Origin of the sequence: Acinetobacter sp. YK3 (assembly GCF_001729365.1) — a bacterium.
Classification (GTDB): Bacteria; Pseudomonadota; Gammaproteobacteria; order Pseudomonadales; family Moraxellaceae; genus Acinetobacter; species Acinetobacter vivianii.
The window spans coordinates 44,854-54,329 of record NZ_LZPJ01000134.1 but is presented as its reverse complement, the minus strand read 5'-3'; the positions used below and the strand labels follow the sequence as shown (position 1 = coordinate 54,329).

The 9,476-nt window shown below is 43.5% G+C and carries 8 protein-coding genes; 6 read left to right on the top strand and 2 right to left on the bottom strand.

Going from position 1 to position 9,476, the window contains the following annotated elements; all coding sequences use genetic code 11:
- Together gspG and gspF are read right to left on the bottom strand one after the other, a co-directional pair.
- A partial coding sequence (gspG, locus tag A9Z07_RS16195) for a type II secretion system major pseudopilin GspG (protein WP_069579849.1) occupies positions 1 to 377 on the bottom strand: 377 nt, incomplete at its 3' end.
- Positions 378 to 400: 23 nt separating this feature from the next.
- Positions 401 to 1,606, bottom strand: coding sequence for a type II secretion system inner membrane protein GspF (gspF, locus tag A9Z07_RS16190; protein ID WP_069579847.1), 1,206 nt, complete (start codon positions 1,604 to 1,606; stop codon positions 401 to 403).
- A gap of 213 nt (positions 1,607 to 1,819) precedes the next feature.
- Here gspF and A9Z07_RS16185 point away from each other — a divergent pair, with 213 nt between their 5' ends.
- The 6 genes from A9Z07_RS16185 to A9Z07_RS16160 all read left to right on the top strand — a co-directional run bounded on the left by A9Z07_RS16185 (position 1,820) and on the right by A9Z07_RS16160 (position 9,113).
- Positions 1,820 to 4,045, top strand: coding sequence for a primosomal protein N' (locus A9Z07_RS16185; protein ID WP_227516947.1), 2,226 nt, complete (start codon positions 1,820 to 1,822; stop codon positions 4,043 to 4,045).
- A 103-nt stretch (positions 4,046 to 4,148) separates the two neighbouring features.
- Positions 4,149 to 5,966, top strand: coding sequence for a cation:proton antiporter (locus A9Z07_RS16180; RefSeq protein ID WP_069579845.1), 1,818 nt, complete (start codon positions 4,149 to 4,151; stop codon positions 5,964 to 5,966).
- 117 nt (positions 5,967 to 6,083) lie between these two features.
- Positions 6,084 to 6,959 carry an Hsp33 family molecular chaperone HslO gene (hslO, locus tag A9Z07_RS16175; protein WP_005255398.1) on the top strand — a complete coding sequence of 292 codons (876 nt, stop codon included), beginning with the start codon at positions 6,084 to 6,086 and terminating at the stop codon, positions 6,957 to 6,959.
- A gap of 119 nt (positions 6,960 to 7,078) precedes the next feature.
- Positions 7,079 to 7,690: a LysE family translocator gene (locus tag A9Z07_RS16170; RefSeq protein ID WP_005255400.1), complete on the top strand. Its 612-nt coding sequence runs from the start codon at positions 7,079 to 7,081 to the stop codon at positions 7,688 to 7,690.
- 140 nt (positions 7,691 to 7,830) lie between these two features.
- Entirely contained in the window at positions 7,831 to 8,775 is a 945-nt protein-coding gene (locus A9Z07_RS16165) for a DnaJ C-terminal domain-containing protein (RefSeq protein WP_069579844.1), read from the top strand.
- A gap of 11 nt (positions 8,776 to 8,786) precedes the next feature.
- The gene (locus A9Z07_RS16160) at positions 8,787 to 9,113 is read left to right on the top strand and encodes a chaperone modulator CbpM (RefSeq protein WP_004774148.1); all 327 of its coding nucleotides are present in this window, start codon (positions 8,787 to 8,789) and stop codon (positions 9,111 to 9,113) included.
- Positions 9,114 to 9,476: the final 363 nt, after the last annotated feature.

Sequence of the window (9,476 nt, the reverse complement as noted above, 5' to 3'; positions counted from 1 at the left end):
AACGAATATAAATCAAATGGACGGCCTTCACGACCTGGAATGACATACTGCAAATCATTTTCCCAACTGTCTTTTGGATAGCCACCTTTCACGTAACCACCAGGTAACCAGTTTTTCGCTGTTGCTGGCTGGTTGACCAATGCATCTAAACCACCATCTTGCATCGATGGGTAACGACCATTGTCCAACTTATATTGATCCAAAGCACCCGCAACACCTTTTAGGGTAATACTAGTGGTATCCACTTTAGCCTTTTCACCACGTCCCATCACGTTTGGAACGATCAGTGCAGCCAAAACACCTAAAATTACAATAACGACCATCACTTCTATTAACGTGAAGCCAGATTGCTTCACATATATTTTTTGATTCTTCATATTCATCTCTTTCATGTCACTCATCAGATCATATTGTTCATATTAATAATTGGCAACATTACCGCAATCACAATCACCAATACAATTGCTGCCATAAAAATCAGCATCAAGGGTTCAAGCAAGGCCAGTAAAGTTGAAATAAAGGTGGTCACCTCACGATCCTGCATGGTCGATGCCCGATCCAGCATACGATCCAGTTCACCAGAGGCTTCACCACTTCGGATCATTTGTACCATCATCGGAGGGAAATAACCGCAGCGTTCCAGTTGTGTTGCCAAATTACCACCTTCTGTTACACGCTCCATCGCCACTTCAATGGCATCCCGAATTACCCAGTTATTACTGACTTCGGCACCAATGCGTAAGGCTTCCACCAAAGGCACGCCTGAGCGGGTTAAAATGGATAAGGTACTGGCAAAACGTGCCGCATTTATACCACGCGAAAGTTTACCAAATAGTGGCAATCTGAGCGTTAATCGGTCAAATGCATAATGCCCTGCATTGGTTCTTAAGAATCGGGTAAATAGAATGATGGCAATAAAGGCAAGAATGAGCATGCCAACCCAGGTATGCCGAATAAAGGCACTGGCTTTCATTAAAGCAACCGTGATCCACGGCAAAGCTTCTTTACTTTGTTCAAAGGTTTTGACGATTTCTGGCACGACATAAGTCATCAAGCCCATCACAATACCGAAAGACATCAGCATCAGTACAATCGGGTAAATCATCGCACCCTGAACTTTCTTCTGCATGGCAAAACGGTTTTCTGTGTAGTCCGATAACTGATCCAGAATCAGATCAAGATGACCTGAACGCTCGCCCGCAGCAACTGTTGCAATATAGAGCTCGGGAAAGCGTCCTGACTGCTGCATACTTTTTGCCAGTGAATGCCCTTCCAGTACCTTGGAACGTACTGTAATCAATAAATTTCGGACATGCGCTTTTTCACTTTGTTTACTAACCGCACGGAGCGCTTCTTCCAATGGAATTCCTGCCGCGACCAACACTGAGAGTTGCCGCGTCATCAATGCTAAATCATAAGCGCTAAAGCTTTTTTTAAACCATGAACGCTGTTGTTGTTTATCTTTTTGTTCAACCGCATCGACCGCAATTGGTGTCCATGCTTTATCGCGTAACTGTTGGCGAATCTGGCGTGCGGAATCCCCTTCCAGCACACCTTTATGTTGCTTTCCTGAGGCATCGATAGCAGTAAATTGATAAGCAGGCATGGTTCTGTTCTAATTGTCCCAAAATAGTCGTTGTTAAGTGCATCCGTGTATGGCCTGAGGAACGTTGTTCCACAAGAAATTCATCGACATAACGTACAGCACTTTAGCATAATTCTATGAGATGCCGTCATGCCTTATTTAAGTTGTTTTAAGCGATTACACAACTTAAAAGGCTGAAAATATCAACATACACTTTATATGAATGAAGCCTATATGCCGACCCAAAATTCTAGCGCTATTGTTTACCGTATTCGCGTTGCCATACCTGTATATCTGTATGACACCTTTGATTATACGGTCAGTGCAGAGCAATATGCTCAGGCACAAGTCGGTGCGCGTGTTGCCATTTCATTTGGGCGGCAAAATCTGGTGGGTCTCATCACTGAAAAAGTTGACCCAGACGAAGTATTTACAGGTCAGTTCAAACTTAAAGCCATCACGGAGTTACTCGATCAGGAAGCGATTTTAGACCAACAAGTTTTAACTTTGTTGACATGGTCAGCCCAATATTATCAATTTCCGATTGGTGAGGTCATGCAAAGCGCCTTACCGGCGTTACTTAGACAAGGTCGTGCCTTAGATATCCTGTTCCATCTATGGAAAATCACGCCACATGATGACCCTGCCTCATTATTAAAGCGTTCGCAAAAACAATATGAAGCCTATCAGGTGCTAAAGCTACATCCGCATGGCACCACTGAAAATGTCTTGAATCTTAGTAGCGTCGAGACTTCGACCCTGAAAGCACTAGAAAAGAAAGGCCTGGTCGAATGTTGTCTGGAACCGCATGATTTTACTCCGACACCCGTGCAACTGGCGCAAGTTCCATTAACACCGAATGAAGACCAGAAAAAAGCCATTCAACAGATTCTCAAGGCACAACATCACTATCAGGCCTTTTTACTGGACGGTTTGACTGGAAGCGGAAAAACAGAAGTTTATCTGCAAGTGATGCATGAGGTATTAAAACAAGGCAAGCAAGTACTGGTGCTGGTGCCTGAAATTGGCCTCACCCCGCAAACCGTTTCACGGTTTAAATCACGCTTTCATTGTGATATTGCCTTGCTCCATTCAGGTCTAAATGACTCGAAACGTTTACAGGCATGGCAACATGCGCAAACGGGCAAAGCCTCGATCATTATTGGTACACGCTCTGCAATTTATACCCCATTGCCAAATCTGGGCCTGATCATTTTAGATGAAGAACATGACCTCTCTTATAAGCAGCAAGAAGGTTTCCGTTACCATACCCGTGATGTCGCCTTATATCGAGGGCATTTGCAAAACTGTCCTGTGATTCTCGGCTCAGCCACTCCTAGCATCGATAGTTTTCATCTGGTTGAGTCAGGAAAATTACAACTTCTGGAGCTGAATCAGCGTGCAGGCGTAGCAGTTTTACCGAAAATGCATGTGGTGGATTTAAAGATTGCGAAAAAGCAGCATGGGCTCAGCCAGACCTTGATTCAGCAAATTAAGCATACTTTAGAGCGCAAAGAACAAGTCCTGATCTTTTTAAACCGACGTGGCTATGCGCCCATTCTGATGTGTGAAAGCTGCGGCTGGCAAGCCAACTGTCCGCATTGTGATGCACACTTTACCCTGCATTCACAGCCTTACCATTATTTGCATTGTCATCATTGCGGTACCATCAATCGTCTGCCAGATCATTGTCCTGAATGCAAAAAACAGAGTTTGAAAACAATTGGCGCAGGAACGGCGAAGCTTGAGGAACACCTACAAGAACTCTTCCCGCACAATGAAGTGATACGGGTTGATCGTGACAGTACCAGCCGAGTCGGTAGCTGGCAGAAAATTTATGATCGGATTCAGCAAAACAAGCCAAGTATTTTACTGGGTACGCAAATGCTCGCTAAGGGTCATCACTTCCCCCATGTGACACTTGTTGCGATTCTGGATATTGATGCAGGTCTGCTCAGCGTTGATCCGCGCGCGCCTGAACGAACAGCTCAATTGATTGTGCAAGTGGCTGGACGTGCTGGACGTGGCGAGCATAAAGGCAGTGTGTATTTACAAAGCTTACGTCCTGACCATCCGATGTTGACCACACTGATTGAACATGATTATCGTACCGTCGCCAAACAAATGCTGGCTGATCGCAAAATCGCCCTGCTACCGCCTTATCGTTATGCTGTACTGGTTCGGGTTGAATCTAAAGATCGTGACTATAGTCAACAATTTCTAGCGGATATTGCCCAGCAACTTAGAACAATGGCTGGCGATCTGGTTGATATTTGGGGCCCAATCCCTGCCCCTATGGAGCGTAAAGCAGGCCGTTATCGTGCGCACATGGTGATTTTGTCTACTGATCGGGCAAAACTGCACTTTTATTTGCGTCAATGGTGGCAACAAGTGGTACATTTACCTCGACAGCATCAACTCAGGCTTTCCATTGATGTTGATCCACAAGAGTTTAGTTAAGATACTTTAGGCATATGTTATAAAAGACACGTCACAGGATTGGTCTTTTTAACCTTTACTCATTTGAGTTAGTCTAGACAGAATAGAAAAATTGAGGCATTCGATGTCCTTACTGCTACCCATTATTTTTTTACTGGCTGCGACTTTAATTTTTGTTCCATTGGCCAAGCGCTATATGGGCACCACTGTTTTGGGTTATCTCATCGCAGGGCTGGTACTCGGTTCCAATGTCTCAGGGCTGGTTGAAGATCCTCAACTGATCCAATCATTGCTCGAACTGGGTATGATTGCGGTCATGCTCTTTCTAGGTCTTGCGTTTCGACCAGTACAACTCTGGGTAGAGCGTCGAAGTATTCTTAAACATAGCGGCTTACCACTCGCAATCATTATCCCAATTTTAATCGGTGCCTGTTTCCTACTGTTGAATCAATTGCTGACCAGTTTCATTCTTGGCTTCGCACTGGCACTCTCTACGGTTACTTTAGTGCAGCAACTACTACAGAAAAAACACCAACTGCATAACCAGTTGGGGCAAGCCTGTTTAGCCACACTGCAATTTCAGATTTTTATCACAGTGGTTCTAATTGCACTATTTCCTTTGCTGGAAGAAACCGCATCTACAAGACATGGAATTGCTTATTTTGCTGCAATTATTGCCACGATTTCGGGTCTATTTCTCGCCAGTCGCTATCTGGTACGTCCAGCTTTCCGCTTTTTAGCACAAAAAAACAGTATTCAACTTATCCCTGTGCTGAGTGCCTTGATCATTGTCTCGGTCATTCTGATTATGGATATTTTGAATATTCATGTCTTGATTGGTGCATTTTTAGCAGGCTTATTATTAGCAGAAACCGAATTTAAAGCTGAAGTTGAACGTATTCTTGAACCCTTTAAAGATGCTGCAATCGGGTTGTTTTTTCTGGCGATTGGTCTAGGTCTTTCGCTTGAACCCTTAGCTCAGACGCCATTATTAATCTTAGGTTCAATCTTTGGATTGGTACTGATCAAGGCGGGTGTTATTGCAGCAATCCGTTATTATCAGCAACGTCATGCCAGATTCAGCACATTGTTTGCAATCACCTTGGCTCAAAGTGGTGAACTCACTTTTATTCTGCTCAAACTGACAGAAAGTGAAGATCTGCTCAGCAAAGCCTTATTACACCCTGCTTTGCTAATTGTGTTCGGTTCGATGTTATTGACGCCTCTGCTGTACTGGCTCTTTGATGCAGAAATTTTGCCACGATTGCAGAAAAAAGTACCCGTTGCGCCTGAAGATGTGCCACAACATCCGATTCTGATCGTCGGTTTTGGACGCTTTGGACAAGTGGTTGCCCGAGTTTTGCACGCGCAAGGCAAACAATTCAGTGTAATTGATAGCAACCAACCTGATGCTGATTTTATTGAACAATATGGACATCGTTTTTTTGATGCCGACGTGACTCAGGTCGACAACTTACGTGCTGCAGGAATCGAATACTGCAAGCTACTAATTCTCGCAATTGATGATGTTGAAGACAGTATGAATCTAGCGCGTTATCTGCGTTTGAATCATCCCGACCTGACGCTGTTTGTGCGGGCACGCGACCGTCATCATGCCCATTTACTCAATGGTTTAGGCATTCAATATATGTGGCGTGAAACCTATGCCGCTTCGCTGGATATGGCACAGCAGGCTTTAGTCGAAACTGGCCTGACAAATCTTGATGCACAAACGCAGATGGAACGTTTTAAGCAACAGGATGAGCTGCTTCTGATCCAGCAACATTGGGTACAAGAACAGCAAGAGATTGTTGAACATTATCCAAGTGCGATTGCAGAACTTGAGTATTTGTTTGAAAACACAAAAACTTTGCAGCCAGATCGCATGCGCAATGATCAAAACACACAAAGTGATGCAAATTCACTCAATGAAACATCTTGAGTTTTAGCAAACTGACACCATTATTGACTGCATACATGCACCTTTTTATAAAGCCCTAAGTGCTTTTCAAAGCAGCGCATTGCTTTGTTTTCCCTGTGCGGGATACTGGAGAAAAATATGTCTGATTTACGCCAACGCTTTTTTATTGAGGACTGCCCTGTTCGCGGTGAAGTGGTGCATCTGGAAGAAGCATTGCAAACCATTTTGGCGCAACGTGAATATATGCCTGCAGTACAAAGCCTGTTGGGCGAAATGTTAAGTGCCACAGCATTACTTGCCAGCACACTGAAAATCCGTGGTCGTATTAGCTTACAGATTCAGGCAAGCGGCACCTTCAAATGGGCAATGGCTGAATGTAACCATTTAGGTGAAGTTCGTGCTCTGGCTGATTATGAAGAAGATCCAAGATTTGTAGAAGGTCATGATAGCCGCACGGTACTTGCAGCATTAACCAATCCGGTTCTGTTCATTAATATTGAACCTGAGCACGGCGAACGCTATCAAGGGATCGTACCGCTTGATCAACCGACCTTGGCAGGCTGCTTGACGCAATATTACGATTTATCGGCGCAGATCCCGACGCATATCGTATTGGCGACCAACAGCAAACGTTCAGGTGGTTTACTGATCCAATTACTTCCTCGTAATGATGAAGAAGAGCAAAAAATGGTGGACGAAGACCTGTGGCCTCGTCTGACAATGCTCACTGAAACCTTGAAACCAGAAGAGCTGACCGATCTTTCAGCCAATGAAATCCTCTATCGTTTGTATAACGAAGAAGAAGTACGTTTGCCTGAAATTGAACAGTTAAAGTTTGGTTGCACCTGCTCTAAAGAGCGTTGTGCCAATGCATTGATTCAGATTGGTGTAGATGCGGTACACGAAACTTTAGAAGCACAAAACCCGATCCAGATGGATTGCCAGTTCTGTAATACACGCTATGAATTTACAGCAGAAGAAGCTTTGGCTTTATTCGGTGAACATTTAAGTTAATTTACCCAATGTTCAAAAATAAAAAGAGACGGGCTTCCGTCTTTTTTTATTTTGTATTAAGGTCTACCCGATAAAACAATTTTCAAATCTCCCAATAATATCGACCTTATGATTAAGCTATGAATTACTTCGAATATTTGCTGTTTATTGTGAGTGTGGTGGTCCTCATTGCCACGCCCGGCCCTGTGATGATTCTGGTAGCCAGTGCTGGACTCAAAGGCGGTTATAAAAAAGCTTTACAGACCATCTTTGGAACCAACTTTGCCTCTTTAATCCTGATTTTTATTTCAGTGCTAATTCTCAAAGGCTTTCTCACCATTGATGAAAATTACCTGAAAGCCATTCGGGTATTAGGTTGCCTTTATATTGCCTATCTTGGTTATAGCATTATTAAAGAAGTCATTCAGGCACCGCATCCAACTGCAATTCAAACCGTATCGGCACAAAATGGCGGTTTTAAGAAAGGGTTTCTGGTCGGAATTTCCAATCCCAAAGATATTATTTTCTTCTCGGCATTTTTCCCGCAATTTATTTCAATTTCACCCAATATCAATTTTAGCCTCAGTCTATTGACCGTGACGTGGATCGTTCTGGATTTCTTGACCTTATCTTTGGTGTATCTGTTCTTCCGTCGCTTATCGCAAAGCAGTATTTATCCAAAAATTCTCGGTTTATGCGGTGCCTTGCTGGTCTTGATTGCGCTCTATGGTCTAATCGAAACCTTTATCTAGACGTTCAACCAAGCCAAATAAAATTATTTACGCGCTCTTTTCTGATTCAAACAGAACAAGTCTTATACAATCGAATCCATTGAAATCTCTTGGATTCGTTTCATAATGAAAGAAACACAACATTATTATATTTAAAGATCATGGCAAAAAATTATTATGAAGAGCTAGGTGTTTCCAGAGATGCCTCAGCAGATGAAATCAAAAAAGCCTATCGAAAACTGGCGCGTAAATATCATCCTGACATTAGTAAAGAAGCGGATGCGGAAGCCAAAATGCAGGCGATTAATGTCGCCTACGACACCTTAAGCGATAGCACCAAGAAAGCCGAATATGATCAAATGCTGGATCATCCACAAGGTTTTTCCAACTTTGGTCAAGGTAACCAAAGCGGTTTCGATGGTTCGCAGTTCTATCGCCAGAGTTCAGGTGAAGGGGCAGATTTTAGTGGCTTTGAAGACCTGTTTGGTCGTTTTGGATCAGGCTTTGGTGGCGGGCAACAACGGTCTCAACGCCAACAACGTAGCTATCGTGGTGAAGATCAACATGCCAGTATTCAGGTCGATTTAGATATCGCCTATCACGGATCAACCCAGCAAATCACGCTACAAATTCCGACTTATAACGTCTATGGTGAGCCTGAGGTTCAACGCAAAACCTTAGAAGTTAAAATTCCAAAAGGAATGAAGGAAGGTCAGCAAATCCGTCTCAATGGTCAAGGCCAGAGTGGTATCAATGGCGGCGCAAATGGCGATCTTTATATCGAGATTCAGTACAAGGATACTGACCGTATTCGTGTTGAAGGTGCTGATGTATATCAAACCATTGATGTCAGTCCTTGGGAAGCGGGTCTCGGGCAAAGTATTGAAGTCGATACCCCTGCTGGGCAGCTCAAAGTGAACTTGCCGAAAAATGCCAAGAATGGGCAACAGTTACGTTTAAAAGAGAAAGGTATTCCGAATAAGACTGCGGGGCATCTGTACCTGATTATTAATATTGTTTTACCGCCAGCGCACAGTGAGCAAGAGCAACAGGCTTATCAACAATTTGCCGAAGCCTTTGCTACATTCAAACCTCGTGCCTCATAAGGAGTAAGATCATGACAACGATTCAATACAAAGAAATTCAATATGACGGTCACTGCCAAGTTGAAATCATTGATGAACAATTGGCACTTGATCTTGAACACTTTGCAGAAGCATGTGGTCAAAGTACCGAATGGGTACTCAAACTGATCGATTATGATATTTTGCAAATCTCTGTCGATCCGCAAAGCTATCAGTTTATCGGTGAAGATGTCAGTCGCGCTCGACGTGCCTATCGCCTGCAACGTGACTTTGATGCAAGCCTGTCAGCAGTAGCCGTGATGCTGGATTTAATCGATGAAGTGCAACAGCTTCGCAAACAGCTCAAACATTTTCATTAACCAATATTCTTAATTTAACGAACAACTAGATAAAATCTGATACTCGAGGGGGTCATCCACAACCTGAGCGAAGATAAACAAAGCACTGCTTTGTCTGAAGCGCAAGACGAACAGCTATACTGTGAGTATGGTATCAAAAGTGAACCTTGCGGAGCTTTAGTCGCTCTTCATGTGGACGACGGTGCCTTTGCTCTTGCGAAGCTTTAAACGCTTCTCAGGGCGAAACCAAAGTAAGGCGAGCCTGAACGAACCAAAGCGATTAAAGCTTTGGTGAAGTGCAAGACGAAGTAGTTAATCCTGAGAACAGATGAGAACTCCGTATGACTCCACTAAAAATTACTTTTTAACAATGAAATATTTGAA

What these genes read in the sequence shown, in the direction of transcription:
- gspF (WP_069579847.1), bottom strand. Translation starts at nt 1,606, where the DNA reads ATGCCTGCTTATCAATTTACTGCTATCGATGCCTCAGGAAAGCAACAT.
- A9Z07_RS16185 (WP_227516947.1), top strand. Translation starts at nt 1,820, where the DNA reads ATGCCGACCCAAAATTCTAGCGCTATTGTTTACCGTATTCGCGTTGCC.
- A9Z07_RS16160 (WP_004774148.1), top strand. Translation starts at nt 8,787, where the DNA reads ATGACAACGATTCAATACAAAGAAATTCAATATGACGGTCACTGCCAA.
- A9Z07_RS16165 (WP_069579844.1), top strand. Translation starts at nt 7,831, where the DNA reads ATGGCAAAAAATTATTATGAAGAGCTAGGTGTTTCCAGAGATGCCTCA.
- A9Z07_RS16170 (WP_005255400.1), top strand. Translation starts at nt 7,079, where the DNA reads ATGAATTACTTCGAATATTTGCTGTTTATTGTGAGTGTGGTGGTCCTC.
- A9Z07_RS16180 (WP_069579845.1), top strand. Translation starts at nt 4,149, where the DNA reads ATGTCCTTACTGCTACCCATTATTTTTTTACTGGCTGCGACTTTAATT.
- hslO (WP_005255398.1), top strand. Translation starts at nt 6,084, where the DNA reads ATGTCTGATTTACGCCAACGCTTTTTTATTGAGGACTGCCCTGTTCGC.